This window comes from Sulfitobacter sp. KMM 9851 (genome assembly GCF_057178245.1).
In genome coordinates this window covers 765291-782476 of the sequence record NZ_CM169991.1, presented here as the reverse complement: position 1 = coordinate 782476, position 17186 = coordinate 765291, and the positions used below count along the sequence as shown (strand labels likewise).

At 57.4% G+C, this 17186-nt stretch carries 16 protein-coding genes, 2 pseudogenes and 1 other annotated feature; of the genes and pseudogenes, 5 read left to right on the top strand and 13 right to left on the bottom strand.

All coding sequences use genetic code 11. The features are described 5' to 3' along the window. Positions 1–23: 23 nt before the first annotated feature. The gene (locus AC1965_RS03835) at positions 24–1358 is read left to right on the top strand and encodes an aspartate aminotransferase family protein (protein WP_483885971.1); all 1335 of its coding nucleotides are present in this window, start codon (positions 24–26) and stop codon (positions 1356–1358) included. Positions 1359–1394: 36 nt separating this feature from the next. On the opposite strand, the gene AC1965_RS03830 is transcribed toward AC1965_RS03835, so the two are convergent. Genes AC1965_RS03830 through AC1965_RS03800 form a run of 7 tightly spaced genes read right to left on the bottom strand, consistent with a single transcriptional unit; the run spans position 1395 to position 7381 of the window. Next, a complete protein-coding gene (locus AC1965_RS03830) occupies positions 1395–1739 on the bottom strand; it encodes a RidA family protein (RefSeq protein ID WP_483885970.1) in 345 nt (114 codons plus the stop codon). Continuing rightward, positions 1736–3136, bottom strand: a complete 1401-nt coding sequence (locus tag AC1965_RS03825; protein ID WP_483885969.1) for an FAD-dependent oxidoreductase — start codon at positions 3134–3136, stop codon at positions 1736–1738. The genes AC1965_RS03830 and AC1965_RS03825 overlap by 4 nt, the downstream gene beginning before the upstream one ends. Then, positions 3129–3440, bottom strand: a complete 312-nt coding sequence (locus AC1965_RS03820; RefSeq protein ID WP_483885968.1) for a 2Fe-2S iron-sulfur cluster-binding protein — start codon at positions 3438–3440, stop codon at positions 3129–3131. The genes AC1965_RS03825 and AC1965_RS03820 overlap by 8 nt, the downstream gene beginning before the upstream one ends. Then, entirely contained in the window at positions 3424–4515 is a 1092-nt protein-coding gene (locus AC1965_RS03815; protein WP_483885967.1) for an NAD(P)/FAD-dependent oxidoreductase, read from the bottom strand. Before AC1965_RS03815 ends, AC1965_RS03820 begins: the two co-directional genes overlap by 17 nt. Positions 4516–4570: 55 nt before the next feature. Continuing rightward, complete coding sequence (gene dctP / locus AC1965_RS03810) at positions 4571–5566, bottom strand: TRAP transporter substrate-binding protein DctP (protein WP_483885966.1); 996 nt, start codon at positions 5564–5566, stop codon at positions 4571–4573. 49 nt (positions 5567–5615) lie between these two features. After that, entirely contained in the window at positions 5616–6914 is a 1299-nt protein-coding gene (locus AC1965_RS03805; protein WP_483885965.1) for a TRAP transporter large permease, read from the bottom strand. Further along, on the bottom strand, positions 6911–7381 hold the full coding sequence (locus tag AC1965_RS03800) for a TRAP transporter small permease (protein ID WP_483886976.1): 471 nt from the start codon (positions 7379–7381) through the stop codon (positions 6911–6913). Before AC1965_RS03800 ends, AC1965_RS03805 begins: the two co-directional genes overlap by 4 nt. A gap of 99 nt (positions 7382–7480) precedes the next feature. Between AC1965_RS03800 and AC1965_RS03795 the strand changes: the two genes are divergently transcribed. After that, positions 7481–8374: a LysR substrate-binding domain-containing protein gene (locus tag AC1965_RS03795; protein WP_483885964.1), complete on the top strand. Its 894-nt coding sequence runs from the start codon at positions 7481–7483 to the stop codon at positions 8372–8374. 119 nt (positions 8375–8493) lie between these two features. Here the strand turns inward: AC1965_RS03795 and AC1965_RS03790 are convergent, their stop codons facing one another. The 3 genes from AC1965_RS03790 to AC1965_RS03780 form a co-directional block, all read right to left on the bottom strand. Continuing rightward, a complete protein-coding gene (locus AC1965_RS03790; RefSeq protein ID WP_483885963.1) occupies positions 8494–10002 on the bottom strand; it encodes a PAS domain S-box protein in 1509 nt (502 codons plus the stop codon). A 394-nt stretch (positions 10003–10396) separates the two neighbouring features. Then, positions 10397–10519, bottom strand: coding sequence for a hypothetical protein (locus AC1965_RS03785; RefSeq protein WP_483885962.1), 123 nt, complete (start codon positions 10517–10519; stop codon positions 10397–10399). A gap of 315 nt (positions 10520–10834) precedes the next feature. Continuing rightward, a complete protein-coding gene (locus tag AC1965_RS03780; RefSeq protein WP_483885961.1) occupies positions 10835–12172 on the bottom strand; it encodes an HWE histidine kinase domain-containing protein in 1338 nt (445 codons plus the stop codon). Positions 12173–12644: 472 nt separating this feature from the next. Here AC1965_RS03780 and AC1965_RS03775 point away from each other — a divergent pair. Next, a pseudogene (locus AC1965_RS03775) lies at positions 12645–13021 on the top strand (efflux RND transporter permease subunit). A gap of 577 nt (positions 13022–13598) precedes the next feature. Continuing rightward, a complete protein-coding gene (locus AC1965_RS03770; RefSeq protein WP_483885960.1) occupies positions 13599–14276 on the top strand; it encodes a sugar transferase in 678 nt (225 codons plus the stop codon). Between the two features lie 222 nt (positions 14277–14498). Here the strand turns inward: AC1965_RS03770 and AC1965_RS03765 are convergent, their stop codons facing one another. Further along, positions 14499–14996, bottom strand: a complete 498-nt coding sequence (locus tag AC1965_RS03765; RefSeq protein ID WP_483885959.1) for a hypothetical protein — start codon at positions 14994–14996, stop codon at positions 14499–14501. 133 nt (positions 14997–15129) lie between these two features. Here AC1965_RS03765 and AC1965_RS03760 point away from each other — a divergent pair. Further along, positions 15130–16217 (top strand): annotated as a pseudogene (locus AC1965_RS03760) (transposase). Further along, positions 15359–15474 (top strand) — a sequence feature (AL1L pseudoknot). It overlaps the preceding pseudogene by 116 nt. 172 nt (positions 16218–16389) lie before the next feature. Here AC1965_RS03760 and AC1965_RS03755 read toward each other — a convergent pair. Both AC1965_RS03755 and AC1965_RS03750 read right to left on the bottom strand, forming a co-directional pair. Beyond that, a complete protein-coding gene (locus tag AC1965_RS03755) occupies positions 16390–16833 on the bottom strand; it encodes a lasso peptide biosynthesis B2 protein (RefSeq protein WP_483885958.1) in 444 nt (147 codons plus the stop codon). A 15-nt stretch (positions 16834–16848) separates the two neighbouring features. Next, positions 16849–17124, bottom strand: a complete 276-nt coding sequence (locus tag AC1965_RS03750; RefSeq protein ID WP_483885957.1) for a PqqD family protein — start codon at positions 17122–17124, stop codon at positions 16849–16851. Between the last annotated feature and the right edge of the window lie 62 nt (positions 17125–17186).

Here is a 17186-nt window from a genome sequence, read left to right as displayed (position 1 = left end):
GGCAATTAACGAACGGATAGAACATGAGCCACGTCCTGCGCCGCAGCCTCAAGGCAGACCAACCCGTCATCGTCAAAGGTGAAGGCAGTTATCTGATCGACGCCACTGGCAAACGCTATCTGGATGCCTGTGGCGGTGCGGCGGTGTCCAGCCTTGGCCACGATAACGCCGCCGTGCGCGCGGCGATCACGGCGCAGATGGAACAACTTGCCTTTGCCCATACCGGGCTGTTCACCAACAAGCCCGCCGAAGACCTTGCCGACCACCTGATTGCGCGCGCGCCAAACGGCACAGGCGAAGGCCGCGTGATGTATTTGGGCAGCGGGTCAGAGGCGATGGAAGCGGCGCTGAAACTGGCGCGGCAGTATCATCTGGAACGTGGCGACACCCTGCGCAGCCGCATTATTGCGCGCAAGCCCAGCTATCACGGCAATACGCTGGGCGCTCTGGCCGTGGGGGGTCACGCCGGCCTGCGCGCGCCGTTTGCCCCGATGCTGATGGAGGTCGAGCATATAGACGCCGCCTATGCCTACCGCCTGCAACAGGAGGGCGAAAGCGAAGTGAATTTCGCACAACGTCTCGCGGGCCAGCTAGAAGAGCGCATCATCGCACTGGGGCCAGAGAGTGTGTCATGCTTTGTGGCTGAACCCGTTGTCGGTGCGTCCCTCGGCTCGCAACCCGCCCCCAAGGGCTATTTCAAACATATCCGCGAGATTTGCGACCGCCACGGCGTGCTCTTGATCGCGGATGAGGTCATGTGCGGCATGGGTCGCACCGGCAGCCTGTTCGCGCTGGAGCAAGAGGGCATCTGCGCCGACATCACCACGATGGCCAAAGGGCTGGGCGCGGGATACCAGCCAATCGCGGCGGTGATGGCGCGGGAAACTGTGATCGACGCGATTGTTGCGGGCAGTGGCACACTGTGGAACGGTCATACCTACATGTCACATGCGGCGGCCACGGCGGGCGCCCTGGCGGTGCTGCGCGAGGTCGAAAGCCGCGATTTGCTGGCGCAGGTCCGCGCGCGTGGGGCGCAGTTGGAAACCGGGCTGCGCGACCGCTTGGGCCAACACGCCCATGTCGGCGATATCCGGGGGCGCGGACTGTTCTGGACGGTAGAACTGGTGCGCGACCGCGATAGCAAGACACCCTTTGAAGTCGGCAAGAACCTTGCCGGAAATATCCAGAAGTCCGCGATGCAGGCCGGGATGATCTGCTATCCGTCGCAAGGCTGCGCCGATGGAACGGCGGGGGACCACGTGCTGCTAGCACCGTGTTTCACCTCGCCAACCGAGGAGATCGACCTGATCGTGCAGACGCTGGGCGATGCTGTGGACAGTTGCACCGCGCGCCTTTGAGCGAACGCGGGGGGCTATCAAAGCCCCCTGCGCAGATCAGCCGTCGCAAGCAGCCGTGATGATGATTTCGACCTTCAGGGCGCTGCGCGCAAGCCGGGCTTCGCCGCAGGCGCGCGCAGGTGCATTGCCTGTCGGTACCCATGCGTCCCAGACCGCATTCATTTCATCGAAATCGGCCATGTCGGATAGCCAGATAATGGCCTGTAGGATGCGATCCGGGGATGAACCCGCCTTGGCCAGCAACGCGTCCACACGCGATAGGCAATCTTTGGTCTGTTCCGCAACGGTCGCCCCGTCACCGACCTGCCCGCACAGATAGGCGACGCCGTTGTGTTTAACGATTTTGCTCATGCGCTGGCCGGTTTCGATACGTTCAATCATTTGCTTTGCTCACTTGGTTCATATGTTGTCATCGCCGCGATCTCGCCCAGGGTGACGGGTTTTATCGGCGGGCGGATACGGTAGTGGCCGGTTGCCTCGGGCGACAGGCCGTTGGCCTCGGACAATAGGCGGGTCACGGTAAGCCCACAATAGCGGCCCTGACACGGGCCCATCCCGGCGCGGCCAAAGGCCTTGGTCTGGTTCGGCCCCAGACAGCCCAGCTTTGCCATACGCCTGATGTCGCCTGCCGTCACCTCCTCGCAGCGGCAGATGATGGTGGCGTCCTGTGGGCTAAGCGCCGCCCGATAAGCGGGATATGCGGTGTCGATAAACGGGCGGGCGGCGCGTTCTTTGGACAAGCGTGCCTTTAGCGGCCGGGCGGCGGCATCGCGGTTTTCAGGCGTCAGTTGGTTGAGATCACGGGCGATTTCCAGCGCGGCAATCTCACCTGCGGTTGCCGCGGCCTTGGCGCCGCCGATACCGGCCCCGTCGCCTGCGATGAACACCGATTGCACGACGGCGGCACGCCCCCAGGCATCACAGTCCGGCACAAAGCAGGCTTGCCGATCATCCCAATGGTGGGGGATGCCGATGGATCGGGCGGTCTGTGTATTCGGCACGACGCCGTGGTGCAGCAGCACGGTGTCGCAGGCGATGCGTTGCGATGTGCCGCCGCTGCGGAATGTCACCGCCTGTGCAGCCCGGTCGCCCTCGATCGCGATGTCAGTCGCACCAGTGTAGCGCGGGACGCGGGCGCGGTGCAGGCGCCACAACATGCCCAGCCCCTTGACCAGATAGCGCCAGCCCCGCAACGCCCCCCCAAGATGCCGCAGCGATCTGGCAAAATCCCGATGCGTCTGGGTTTCAATCAGCGCAAGCGGCGGCACGCCCGCCCGCACCATCTGGGCAGCGATGAGGTACAGCAATGGCCCGGACCCGATCAGCACGGCACCTTCGCAGACCACGCCCGATTGTTTGAGAAGGATCTGCGCCGCCCCCGCTGTCATCACGCCGGGCAGAGTCCACCCTGGCACGGGCATCGGGCGTTCCAAGGCACCGGTTGCCAGCAGGATGCGCCGGGCCGTGGCCACGCCACCCGCCCCTGCGTGGGTATAGGCCACCCGCGATCCATCTTCGATCTGCCAGACCACAGCGCCCTTAAGGTGGGTGATATTCTCATGACACAGCTGCCGGGTCAGCAGTTTGCCTGCAGTGAAATCCTTGCCCAGAATATCGCCGCGCAGGGCACTGGCGCGGTCCACGTCGCGGTAAATCTGCCCGCCCGGTGACGGCTGTTCGTCCAGCACCAGCACCGACAATCCGCAGTCTGCCGCGCGGCGGGCGGCAGACATCCCGGCGGGGCCTGCCCCGATAACGATCAGATCGACGTCACGCATCGCACCCCCCTTTGGCGGCTGGCATGTCGATTTCCATGTCTTTCACGACCTCCAGCATACAGGCCTGTCGGGTTATCCCGTCGATCTCGACCAAACAGTCGTAACAGGCCCCCATCATGCAAAACGGCCCCCGAGGCGCGCCCGAAACGGGTGTCAGGCGAAACGGCATAACGCCCGCCACAAGAAGCGATGCCGCCAGATTCCCCCCCAAAGGCAGGCGCAGCACCTGCGCGCCAAAGCGGACGTCGACCAGTTCCTGATCAGACGCGGGGGTCAGGTCGCGGAAATTAGAACCGAGCTTCACTGAACATCTCCAAATTCGGGGCATCACCCGCGGCCTCTAACCAGTGCGGCAAGAACCGGGCGTGAGCCGCGGCAAGGGTGATCCCGCTGTGACAGGTCACGAGGTAGGCACCGGGCATTTCGGTGCTTTGCTGATAGATCGGCAGGCCATCGGGTGACAAAATTCGCAACGCCCCCCAGCTGCGCACAAGCTGCGCCTTGGCCAAAACCGGAAAGGCCGCAATTGCCTCGGCGGCGAGACCGGACAGGCCCGGCTGGGTTACACGGTCATCCAGCCCGACCTCTTCGTTGGTGGCCCCAATCTGAATGCCGCCTTCGTCGACCTGACGTGCGATCAACGAGGGACGGTTGATGAGTTTCGGCAGCTTTTCGGTGATCAGCACCTGCCCGCGCTGCGGTCTGATCGGTGCCTTGAACCCCAGCTTTGGCCCCAGCGTCATGGCCCCCAGACCGGCGGACAGGACCGTTTTCTGCGCACGCACCTGTGTTCCGTCGGCGCAGGTGATGCAGAAAAGATCAGTCTTGGCGACATCGGTCACCTGTTTGCCATTAAGGATGACCCCACCGAGACGGCGCACATCATCGGCAAGCGCGCGCAACAGTTTGAGTGGATTGGCATGGCCGTCCTGATGGTGCAGGATCGCGCCTGCCACTTTGGAGCCGATGGCGGGTTCTTCGCGGCGCAGCGCATTGTGACCCAGCACCTCGTAGGGATAATTACCGCCAAGTTTTGCCTTTAGCTTTTCGTAGTCGGCGACCGTCGCTTCCAGGCTTTCTTCTGAGAAGTGAAGATCATAGCCGCCGGATTGATCAAGCCCCAGGTCAAAGCCGGTTGCGTCTGACAGCTCTGCCGCAAAGCCGGACCATGCGGCGGCTGACCTTTGCGACCAACTGGCATAATCGGGTGCTCGCAGCCCTTTGCCCTGCACCCAGACCAGTCCAAAATTGCCGCGGCTGGCGCGGAATGAGCCGTCGTCGCCGTCCAGCACGGTCACCCGCAGGCCGCGTTTCAGCAGGCCCCAGGCCGTAGACAGGCCGACGATCCCGCCGCCGATGATGGCATAGTCCGTTGTCATGTAAAATCTCTCGGGCGTGTCGGGGCAGCGGATTGCGCCGCCCCGATGATGAAGTTTACTCTGCCGCAGCGGCAACTTGATCCAGGATCGCCTGACCCCATTCGACACCGACGTCTTCCAGTACCTTTGGCCATACCTCAGCGCGCACCTTGGCTGACATCGCGGCAAGATCCGCTTCGGTCAGCGTGGCGACGGTTGCGCCCAGATCGTCAACAAGGCGTTGTTCATTGCGCGTCTGATCGGCCTCGGCCACGGTCCAGCGGGTTGCCTCAAATGCCGCTGCCTGCTCTTTCAGCGCGGTCTGATCTTCTTCGGAAAGCGCTGCAAGGCTCTCGTTTGAGATGATCATATACCAGACTTCGAAGTGGGTGTTGGCCGGGATGTAGGTTTTGGTCACATCGCGGAACGACGCGTAATACCCTTCGGCGCCCGAGCCAATCACCCCGTCAACAACGCCGGTCTGCACGGCAGTGAAGGCTTCGGAGAACGGGATGGGCGACGGAATATAGCCCAGAGCTTCACCTTCCAACTGGAAGGATTTCACGCCGGGCACACGCACTTTGATGCCGTTCGGCTCCGTGCTGGCAGGGTTGGCGTTTTCAACGTTAAGCGCGATGCCGCCAAAGTAGACCGGGTATGCTGCAAGTACAGTGATTTCCTGCTCGGCATAAAGGCCATTCATCACCTCGCGCACCGCACCGCCCGGTCCGTAGATTTTCTGTGCCTGGGCCCAAGTCTCTGCGAGATAGGGAAAGGATGAAATCTGCATGCGCCGATCAACAGCGGCGGCGGCAGGCTGGGTCGCCATGTCCAACGCGCCGACGCTGATACGTTCCTGCACGGCGGTATAGTCACCCAGTGCAGACGCCGGGAAAAGCTGGATTTCGACCTCGCCGCCTGTTGCCTCGGCGACGGAGGCGGCAAAGCTGCGCAGTTCGACGTCGATGGTGGCGTCCTGCGGCCGCACGTGGCTCATCTTGAGCGTTTCGGCAATGGCCGGTGATACCGCCATCAGGGTCGCCAGAGCTGTCGCGAGAAGTTTCGTTTTCATGGGTGTTTCCTCCTTATATTTTCATTGGGTCGTGTGGTTCAGGCCCGCGTTAATAGCCAAACAGGCGGGGCAGAAAGAGAGACAGGTCAGGCCAGAACGATGTCAGGAAGACGACGGGCACATAGCCGGTCACGATCAGGAACATCGCAGGCGGGATGACTTTGGTGACTTTGACCTTACCGATCCGCGCGCCGAGATAGAGGATCGAGGCATAGGGCGGCGTCACGCCACCCATCGCGGTATTGACCCCCATGATCGCGGCGAACTGGACGGGGCTGACACCCATAGCGTTCATCAGCGGCAACAGCAGCGGCGCAATCAGGATGATCGCCGTAATATCGTTGACCACCATGCCGACCAGAAACAGCAGAATGTTGATGAAGATCAGCAGAACGACCTTGTTTTCGGTGATGGCAAAGATGCTTGATACGATCTGTTGCGGAATGCTCTCGTAGACGAACATCTGGCTGAGGATCATGGAAAAGAGGATCATGAACATGATCGCGCCAACGGCGGTCGCGGCTTCTTTACCTGCGTCGAGAAAGTTCGACAGACGCAGCCCCTTGTAGATCAGAAAGCCGACCGGCACCGAATATACCACGGCAACTGCCGCCGCTTCAGTCGGCGTCATGATACCGCCGTAGATACCGCCGAGGATAATCACCGGCATCAGCAGCGCCGGAAAGGCGTGGATACCGCGCTTGGCCACTTCGGTCGACAGTTGGCTGAAGGTCGGCTTGTCATCAAGGATCAGATCGAACTTGCGGCTCATCCACAGGTTCATCACCGAAAAGCTGAACATGATCAGCAGGCCCGGCCCCAGCGTCGCCAGAAAGCACGCAAGGATCGACGTGTCTGTGACCCAGCCATAGACGATCATCGTGACAGACGGCGGGATCAGCAGACCCAAGATCGACGAGTTTGCGATCAGCGCCGTTGCATACTCACGCGGATAGCCGCGTTTTTCCATTTCGGGGATCAGGATCGGGCCAATGGCGGCAATGCCCGTCAGGCCGGAGCCTGAAATCGCGCCGATGACCGCACAGCTGACCGCCGCAACCACGCCAAGGCCGCCGCGAATATGACCGACAAAGGCATTCACAAACCGCAACAGCGAAGCGGCGATCCCGCTTTCGGCCATGATCGTGCCGGCCAGAACAAACAGCGGGATGGCCAGCAGGATTGGATTGCCCAATTGCTGAACGCCCCAAAGAACCATGCCTTTCATCGTCACGTCGCCGATGAAATACATCACCATCAGCGCCGCACCAAAGCAGTAGGGCAGCGGCACCCCGAGCGTCAGCGTGATCACCAGCAGGGCAATGGCGAGGAGTGCAATCTCGATCATGCGACGTGTCCGTTCTTCAAGCTGAGGATGTGTTTGGTCAGGTGCCAGGCGGTGTAGACCATCATCAATGTGACCCCCACGACCAACGCCACGTCGGAATAGAATGTTGGGATGTAGAGCGTCGGGCTTTCGCGCCAGACCCGCCAGGCGTACCGGGTGTAGTCCCACGCCCAGCTCAGGATCCACAGACCCACGATCAGGCTGATCACCTCGCCGACAATGGCCAGGATGATATGCGCCCGCTCGGACGAGATGAAAATCTCAAGGACATTGGCGCGGATGTGGGAATTTTCGCGGGACGCGTTGATCGCCCCGAATATGTACAGCCAGATCGTCGGGTAGAGCATGGTTTCCTCAAGCCCCATCACCGGGATCTGAAGCACGTAGCGCGTGATCACCTGAAAGAACTGGCCCAGCGCCACGAAACAGATCAGCGATGTTAGCAATATAGCTGCGAAACGATCCACGGTGCCCCCCACATGAATTCCTAGTGGGGCCACATCATCCATCCCTTGCCATAAATTCAAATCGAAAATATCACTGAATCCATAAAGAGGATTTATGGCATGCTCCCCAACTTGACCCTTCGGCAACTTGAAACCTTTCGTGAGGTCATGCGCAGCGGGTCCATTTCGGCAGCAAGCCGGACGCTGCTGCGGACACAGCCGGCGGTCAGCACGATGATCGCGAATATCGAAAAAGAGCTTGGTTTCAGCTTGTTTCAGCGCGAACGCGGACGCCTCACCCCCGCGCCCGAAGCGTATTACCTGCTCGAAGAAACCGAGGAGGTGCTTGAACGGATGGGGCGCACGGTGCGCACCATGGCAGAGTTCGGCACGCGTGACCGCGGCCATCTGCGGATTGCCTGCCATCCCGCCGCATCGGGTTTTTTCATGCCCAGAACGCTTGCTGCCTTTCTGAAAACCAGACCCGAGGTCAAAGCGGACCTGATGATGCGGGCGTCGCATGTCGTGGAGGATCTGATCGCCTCGCAGCAATTCGACATTGGTCTGGCGGAAACGCCCCCTGCCCGCGGGTCAATCGAAATTGAATCCTTCGATCCCAAATGCGTCATTGCCATCCCCGAAGCAGACCCTTTGGCAGCGCGGGATGTACTGACTCCTGATGATCTGCGCGATTTCCCGATGGCAATCCTGTTCGAGGAACATCCGGTTACGATCGCCACCGAAAATGCATTTGCCCAGTCAAACACCCCATTGAACAGACGGTTCGTGCTGCGAACATTCCTGCCTGCGCTTGAACTGGTCGGGGCCAATCTGTGCGCCGCCGTGATCGACCGCATCACCGCGGCGACAAGCCCGGTTGCCGGCGTCGTGTTTCGAGAGTTTGAACCCGCGATCACCAGCAGCGTGGCGATCTTGATCCCGGCGCACCGGCCCGCGTCCGTTTTGACCCATGCCTTTCGGGATCACCTGCGTGAACAGCTAAACCAGATATAATAACAGCTTGCCTGACGTACGATCGGCTGGCCGTGAGAGGGAAAACGCGCGCAGGAACGCGTGTAAGAAAAGCAGTTCAGATGGACGAACCCTACGCTAGGACCGTTGAGGCGCTGCCCCTAATCGACCTTCGCCGCGGCCTCAAGCCGGGCGCGCGGCAGATGCAAGACCACGTGAAACCCGGTTTCATCATGGCGCCGCTCAATCGCACCCCCCAACCGGCCCTCCACCATAATTCGCATGAGCTTGGTCCCAAATCCCACCCGCTCAGGCTCTGCCGGGGGTGTCGAAAGTGGGACTTCGGGTATCTCGCTCCATTTCAGCGCGAATTTTTCGTCTGACTCGTCGACAGTGATGTTGATATCGCGGTGGCAGTCCGCGTCGGAGGCGCCGTGCTTGAGGGCATTGGTCGCCAGTTCATTCAGGATCAGCGCCAGCGGCATCACGCAATCGCTGTCGACCATCACGTCAGGCGCTTGGATCGAGATATCGTCACCCTCTGGAAGAATTCCTACCGCGTCCTTGATCAGCACGGGCATCGCCACACCCTGTTCAGCGTCTTCGACCGCAATGCGATTTGCACGTCCCACGGCCTGAAGGCGTTGCAAGAAGGCATTATCAAGCTCTTCCTTGCTCGCAGCCGCCTTCGAGCAGCTGCGATAGATCGAGGACAGCACCGTGAGGCTATTGCCGACCCTGTGGCTCATCTCGCGGCGCAGTGCTTCGCGGTATTCGGCGCTTTCCTTGCGGCTGATTGCAACGCCGATCTGGCTCCCGATTGTTTGCAGCAACCTAAGGACATCTTTGTCCAACCGCGCAGAGGCGGTGCCGAAAAACTCAAGCACGCCCTGCACATTTCCGTCTTTCCACACCGGCAATGCCACCGCGCGCGTCAGCCCAACCGCCTCGAATACCTCCCTGCGCATGAATTGATCAGGCTTGCGCGTGATGTCCAGCGCTTCCAATCGTCCAGATTGCCACGCCAGCCCCGGCAGCCCTTCGCCCATCGCAAAATGCAGCATGCTTGTTGCCTCGACGACGGGTCGAAATGCGTCGCTCGCCAGATGCCAGATCCCGGTGGGAGAAAGTCGGGCATTTGATCCGCGGCCCCGTACGACATGGAAATGTCCGGCTTCCAGCGCTGAAACCGCACAGACAGTATCAAGGCAGAAAGCGGTAAACTCTTCGAAAGAAACATCTTCCAACAGCTTTTGTGCGACAGCCAGCAGCGCCTCACCTTCTCGGGCGCGCAACTCTTGCTCGGCACGTGCCGCCTGCTCGGCCGCCAGGCTTCGGATAAAGGCATAAAAGCTCTGCGCGCCACCGTCGATCGGCAGCGGAAAGATCGAAAGCTCAACCGGGAATTCGGTGCCATCGCGGTGCATGGCCGTAATTTTGACGCGCTTTTCCAGAACCGGGCCTTCGCCCGTGCGGTTGTAGTGTTCCAGACCTTTTGTATGGCTTTCACGGTGCTGCGGCGGCACGATCAGGTCGCCCATCGACGCGCCCAGCGCCTCGGAACGTGACCAGCCAAACATCTCTTCTGCCGCGCTGTTCCACGCAATGACGAGGCCGGCCGCATCCATGGCCACCACGGCATCAAGTGCGCGTTCAAAAAGTGTTTGCAAATGCTTCACAGCGCTTCTCCGAGAACCTTGATAATTTCTACCTTCGCCGTAGCGCGGTGTCGAGAAACGAGTGATGAAAGGCGCATGTCTGTCAGCAATTTTTGCTCGGGTATCACCACCTGTGAGGACAGTGAAACAGAAATTCGCGGTGGTATGCCAATAAGGCCCGTTTCCGCCGGTCAGCGTGTCCCGGCGCGGTGCCAACGTCGACCTGACAAGCGTCGCGACCGGCGAAGTGCGGCACGGGCGATAAGCAACAGCAGCAAGGCCCGTCTGGGGGTGGCCAATAGTTTGCCACGCGTCATGGTGAACCGCCGCTCAGCAGAACGAAAAGCTACGTGTGCCCTCCTGCGGTCAGCGCGGGCCAACAACAAGAGGCATATTGGCAAATGTTCTAATGCCGGAGGTAAATCCAATAGCCGAACATGACGACCAGAATAACAACGACCTGAACCGCCATGGCTATGATTAGAAATTTGGACCGCTTTAGATCGGTTTCGACATCAATCTTTTTCATGTGCTGTTCCTATACCCGCCGTGGGTAAGTTCAGGCTGCGCCTATTGTCGGCCAGGCACAACAGGTCGTTATGACGCATGAGCGGAATGATCGCCTTGTGCCGACTTGCCCCTAATAAAGACGAGGATGGGCAAATATCGCCGGACCTCTGTTTCAAATCCACATCGTAGAAAAACTTTAATATAACTGACTGCGCGCGACACCGCATTGACGGCGCAGAATGGCGAAACGATGGTCAGACCCATCGCATTCTCATGTCAAAACCGGCCATTGAACCACGGCCGTCTGGATCAGTTTCAGCGGCTCATCTGGCGTCTAGTGGGTGAAATGTTGGTCCGATACGGTGATATTCCACGCCACCATGCCTTGTGTGATCTCAAAGTTCGTCTGTGCATTCAGCAAAGATGGTGCAAGTTGGGTCAAGACGGTGTTTCCAAAGCCCTTACGCTTGGGCGCGCTTTGAATCGTGTCCGATGCTTCGCGCCACGAGAGCAACAGTGCCGGTCGGTCGACGGGGGTTTCAACTGACCAGACAATTTCGATCGCGCCATGGTCCTGCGTCAGGGCGCCATATTTCGCAGAGTTGGTGGCCAATTCGTGAACGGCCATGCCTATGGTCTGTACGCATTGCGGCTGTAGACTGACCGCAGGGCCGCTTAGCAACAGCCGCTTGTCGTTGGGCATGACAAACGGTTCCAAGTGCTGCGAAATCAAATCGCTAAGGCCTATTGAAGTCCATTCACTTTTCACCAGCAGGTCCGTCGATTGCGACAACGATCTGAGGCGCGCTTCGAAGCTGCGCATAAACCCTTCCAACGTGGTTTCGATACGCGCTGTCTGCCTCTGGATCGCATTGACGATCGTGAGCATGTTTTTGGCACGGTGAATGACTTCATGTGCAATTAGGTCACGGGCTCTTTCGGCTTTGCGTATCTCCGTCACATCGCGGTGGATGTTCGAGATTGCCACCACGTCGCCACCCGCGCCACGGATCGGCGCGCAACTGATCCAGACGTCGTGGTTCGCGCCGTCTTTGTCCATCCGCGTCGCTTCGAAACGACTAAGGCGGCCCGCGAGGATTTCATCACGGTAGTAGGTAATGCGCGTCGGCCAGTCAGGCGGGTACAGGATTTCAAGCGGGCGGCCAAGTATCTCTGCTTCTGTATAGCCATAAAGGGCTTCGGCCGCACGGTTCCAGGTAATGATGTTTCCGTCCAGATCATAGCTGAGCACGGCGTCCGAGGTTGTCGCGATCAAAGCAGCCATCGCATTTAATGTTACATGTGCGCGCTCGACTGCCTCATGCTCCACGCGGCGGATGCTGATATTTTGATGCACGACAATCAGGAATGCCTCATCGCCATAAACCAGTCTGCTCGCCGTCAGTTCGAACCATCTTTTTACAGTCGGGCTGTCACAGGGGTATTCGCATTTGAACGGGCTACCCGTGCGCAGTGTCTCGGCAAAGCCATCGGGGATGATCGAAGCTTCTGCACTGGACCCGCCGACGGCCTGCCGACATATATCAAGATAGTTGGTGCCACGGTAACACTGAGACGCGTCTCCGCCGTTATCTATGCAGAATTCGTCCCATGCGGCATTCGCGGCCACAATAACGCCATCCCGGTCGAGCACTACGACCTCGTCAACCATTGCATCAATGAATGCAGCGACGCTTAAATGTTCAAACAAGTGATTTGCACTGTCCGCCAGTGCCCCCTTGGTGCTGCACCCGCAAAGTTTGGCACGAAACCTATGGTAGTGACAAGTTTCTCTAAAAGGACGATCAAATAGTCCGAATTCAAACCTAGTATCTCCTGCGGCTGGTTCTGCTCTGGTCTACCCTGCCTGTTGTTGGGCGCGCAATCATACGTAAACCTTCGCCTCTCATTCCGCTGACCCCGGCCACGGCCGCTGCAAAGCGACGCTAGGCGGCCAGAACGTCGGGGCGATTTCTGAGCGGGTTGGCACGAACCCCAGCGTTCCCGTCACTGCGTGGATAGGATTGCGAGGCGCCGCGTTGCATCGCGTTCACTAACGGCGCGGCGGGTTCGGCCAAGAGTGTCGAGATGGCAACGACGCGCGCCTGACCCTTTTGAACGACAGCGGTTCGCGCGACATCGCGATGAGCGTACTGGGTGATATCATTACGCAGTTCGGTCTCGCCATGGGCGCTGGCATCTTGCTGGTCTACGTTGTGCTGGTGTTGGTGTTCTCCAGCTTCATTACGCCAATCACGATTTTGCTGTCTCTGCCACTTGCCATCGGTGGCGCGATCTTTGCGCTGTATGTTTACGGTTCGGGTATCGGTCTGTCGGTGATCATCGGTTTCTTGATGCTGATGGGCATTGTCACCAAAAACGCCATCATGCTGGTTGAATTCGCTTTGGAAGCGATGTCGAGGGCGTCGACAAGGCGTCCGCGATGCTTAACGCGTGTCATAAACATGCCCGCCCCATCCTTATGACCACGATTGCCATGACGGCTGGGATGGTGCCCTGATGCCATTGCTGTCGGTGAGAAGGTCGGTACTACGCTGGCCATGTCAGTAAATTTTGTTTGACGCCCTCGGGTTGGCGCAGACACGGCACGATCACTTTGAGTTTGCTACTCAGAGTTTGTCGCGCGTTGCAGGCATCTCCTGGCATTCTGAAATCAAAATGTAAAACCTTCAGTTGCTGGACCACTTCAGCAGTGCCGCTGCTATTGAAGGGCAGACCAATAGAAATCCATTAGTTTAAATACCACCTAAAGTAGATATTGTCGAATAAATACACCAATAGACTGAAATTTCGGGAAGTTTTACTAGGTAATTGAATGCCGATTCGGAAATTTTGGATGAATTGAATATCCAAATTATAGCAATCGAACTACAAATACCCGTTAGGGTAGATATAATGGCAATATCTAGCCCTTATTGTGCCGAATTATGACTAAATTTAAACGCTTTCTCACCAAATTCTTGCCTAAACGCCAAATCCTTACCATGATGTTTCCTGTTCAGCACACTTTGACTGCTCAAAGACTGCGCTGATTTTTATTTGGGGCTGCCTGCCCACCATTATTGTGAGGTGTTATTGTGACACAGAAAGCCCATATTGCGGCAACCTATAGTCATGCCCATTCGGAACTTGGACATGGAATTTCAAGAAGCGGCAACATTCAGCTGTCTGCTTACAATATCTTTAAAGTATTTTGTGATTTGATACTTGCAACAATTAGTCTTCCAATTATCGCTGTGGTTGCAGTTGCACTATTAGTGCTGAACCCGTTCTACAACCCTGGCCGCCTGTTCTTTGCTCAACATCGGATGGGTCTGAACGGCGAGCGTTTCAAACTCTATAAGTTCAGAACGATGTCATACGCACCGTATGATGTACGCGGCCACGACGACCCGCTGGAATCGCACCGGATTACACCTTTTGCATTCTACCTGCGGAAGTTCAGAATTGATGAGTTACCCAATTTTATTAACGTATTGCTGGGTCAGATGAGTGTAGTCGGGCCTCGGCCGGATGCTTGGGATCACGCGGTACGGTATTCCCGAAACATCAAGGATTATGCGCAACGCTTTCAGGTACGCCCTGGCATTACCGGCCTTGCCCAAGTTCGTGGTGGATATGCCGAAAACGTCCGATCTGTGGAGCGTAAAGCCCGATATGACCACTTTTACGTGAAGAGCCAAGGTATTCGAATGGATCTTTACGTGATCAGACTTACTTTCGCGGTCATATTTACTGGTTTTGGCGCAAAGTAGAGCGCGATATTTCGATCTGGAACGGACCTTTCGATAGAGATATTGGAAGGTCCCACCAGCTAAATCTTTTTGTACTGCGCGGATATGTTTTGAGTATCGAAGACAGGCTGCACTTTTCAGCAGTCTCCTTTTTATGTCAGCTTTATACCCGATTTGGTCTTTATCTGACCCGCGATCTCATTCCGGGGTTAGCTGGCTGGAGTGCCGGCGTTTGCGTCCGCACTACTTCTTTGAGGTGTCGAAATACTCAGCAAGGAAGTTGACTGAATCAATCAATCCGACCTGTGACCACACCCGATGAAATATGGACACCTCTATTTGTCTGGCCGCATCGGCGCACTTACTAAACACGGCAGCTGGATCGTTAAAGTACCTGACAAGTTCGGGTCGATAGATCGCAGTCATCATCAGTTCAAATGCCCTGCCGTGCTCTATCCTCTCCATTCTCATATCCTCGGAGGGTTGCAGCATTATTAAATGACTAAGTTCGTGCATTTCATCGGTGAACATTCGGGGTGCATGAAGGTGGTATTTGTCAATCCGGGCAAAGTCTTGTGACAGATCTTCGGTCTCGCTGCCAAGCAACCGTACCGCGTCTTTCCAAAGCTTCAGCCTTATGACACCGCCATTCAACTGCAGTTGTGTCTTAGCAGGGTCCAGCACCGCCAGATCATCTGAAATCAACGGCCAGCCGGTCTCTTTTTTTAGTAAGCCAGCCATGGTGGATTTCCCCGCGCCAGAGTGGTGAACCGCCCTTTGTTTGCCGAATACCCGGAAGTAAGGATACTGGGTTTTGGAAAAGAACAAATGCGGAAACAGTTATTTACCTGAAGTGCGCGAGCGTGCTGTACGGATGGTTTTTGAACATCGGGGCGATGTTTGACAGCCGATCCGCGGCGATCACGTCGATTGCGCCGAAGATTGGCTGTGGGGCAGATACGCTTCGGGACTTGGATTAGGCGCGCTGGGACCGCCACCGGTCAACGTGATGGAGTGACGACTGCTGAACGGGATCGGATCAAAACCTTGGAAGGTGAGAACCGCCAGCGTCTGCAAGCGAATGAGATACTGAAGAAAGCTTCAGCGTATTTTGCCCAAGCGGAGCTCGACCGCCCATTTCGGAGATGATTACCTTCATCAAGCGCATCGCGCAATCTGTGGGGTCGAGCCGATCTGCCGCGTTCTGTAGCTGGCCACGGTGACGTTCTATGTACATCTGGCCGTCAAGCGTGATCCCGACACAGCGTCGGATCGCGCCAAGCGGGACGCGCAATTACCTTCCGAACTGAAGCGTGTCTGGGAGGATAACAGATCGGTCCATGGTGCGCGGGAACTGTGGCATGCCATGAGACGGGAAGGCTTTGATCTGGCACGCCGCACGGTTGAACGGCTCATGCTTGACATCGATATCGAAGGGTCCGTCGCGGCAAGAAGATCAACCCAACTTGGTCAGACAAAGCACCGCCATGCCCATTGGATCGGGTGAACAGACAGTTCCATGCAACGGTGCCAAACCAACGCTGGGTATTAGACTTGACCTATGTCTCGACCTGGCAAGAGTTTGTCTTGGATGCTCTGGAACAGGCGGTTTATGAGTGCCGGCCTGCCGATAGCCTAATCCATCACAGCGACCGGAGCAGCCAGTATGTTTCGATAAAATACACTGAAAGGTTGGCCGATGCTGGGCTGTGATCAGGTGTGGGGAATTGTGGCGACTCGTATGTCAACGTGCTCGCAGAGATCATGATTGGCCTGTTCAAAGCAGAAGTTACTCACAGATTAGGGCCATGGAAATCCGCTGATGCTGTTGAGTGGGAAACCTCGAAATAGCTCGATTGGGTCAACAATCGCCGCCTCCTTAAACCCATAGGATACTTCACGCCAGCAGAAGCCGAGAAGGCATTCTATGCAAACATGATTGAGGTCGATAAATTTGCTTGAGAAGAAAAAAACAGTCTCCGGCAAAACCGGGGCGGTTCGCTCTTGCACCACCACGACTTCCAAGTCGCTTGGCCTAGCTATCGAATTCCGCTCGAAGCCATAGAATGCAAGTCGATGGGGATTGCCGAATTGGTTTGCGTTGAACCATAAGTTCAGGGCAAGAAACCGATCTTTACATGATTTCGGTTTCGATCACAGTGTAGACGTTCCGGACGTTAATACCGTCATTGATCGGCTTTCCATTCAGTTCAACCCAAGCATGTCCGTTCAAAGTGCCGCCGCATGATATGACGCCGGTCCGCAGAACAGCTTCGATGCCTTGATACTTGAGTATCCACCACAACAGGAGGGACCTGCGCAAACAATTGTCACGATGACCGATAGAGAGCCGTGAGGCGCGCCTTATGGCACGCACAATGTCCTTAGGCCCCTGCTCCGCGAAGATACCGAGACGAGAACCGTCGGATTTGAGAAGACTTTGCCTAGTTTCTGCAAGTCCATCGTCGCGCAGGCTTCGGTCGATCTCTATCAGCAGACTTCGCGCACGAAAGATGGCGCGCCATTGCGGGATAGACAGATCCCGCGCGCCAAGAATTCTCCAGTGAGCGATTGCCACATGCTATCCCTGAGATTACACATCTTTCACAAGTTGGACGATAGACTGCGCTTCGAGAGAGTCGACAAATTCCCGCACATCAGCATTGACGGTATCGCGGGACGCGCCTTCAAACTCATCGACAACGGCGTCAATCAATTCATCCAGACTTGCAGGAGTAGCGAGCCGGGACCAAATGAAAGCGCCGACAGGATTTGCGCTAAAAAACAAATCCCGCTCCGCATCAACGACAAGGAGGTCACCGCCCACCGTCTCTGACGGCATGGCGGTGACCCGCCGGTATAAACTCATCTGCTTAGCTGTTCGTCGCGTTGGCCAGCGGCGCACCCGGACCTGCCTGACTATCGCCAAGT